At 56.4% G+C, this 502-nt stretch carries 1 rRNA gene; it reads right to left on the reverse strand.

The annotated features are described in order from the left end of the window. Nucleotides 1-502, reverse strand: a 16S ribosomal RNA gene (locus ACFSDX_RS25180); the annotation flags it as partial.

Here is a 502-nt window from a genome sequence, read left to right on the forward strand (position 1 = left end):
CTAGTTACCTGTTCTACCCTAACTGGCTTCTGTGACGAGCACCAGCTTCAGGTCTACCAAACTTCCATGGCTTGACGGGCGGTGTGTACAAGGCCCGGGAACGTATTCACCGCGCCATGGCTGATGCGCGATTACTAGTGATTCCAGCTTCACGGAGTCGAGTTGCAGACTCCGATCCGAACTGAGAACGGCTTTTCGAGATTGGCATCTGGTCGCCCAGTAGCTACCCGCTGTACCGTCCATTGTAGCACGTGTGTCGCCCTAGGCGTAAGGGCCATGATGACCTGACGTCGTCCCCGCCTTCCTCACTGCTTGCGCAGGCAGTCTGTCTAGAGTCCCCATCATTACATGCTGGCAACTAAACATAGGGGTTGCGCTCGTTGCGGGACTTAACCCAACACCTCACGGCACGAGCTGACGACGGCCATGCAGCACCTTGCTTTGTGTCCCGAAGGAAAAGCTCATCTCTGAGCCGGTCACGCGCATTCTAGCCTAGGTAAGG

Source organism: Hymenobacter bucti, from assembly GCF_042681145.1.
Taxonomy (GTDB): Bacteria; Bacteroidota; Bacteroidia; order Cytophagales; family Hymenobacteraceae; genus Hymenobacter; species Hymenobacter bucti.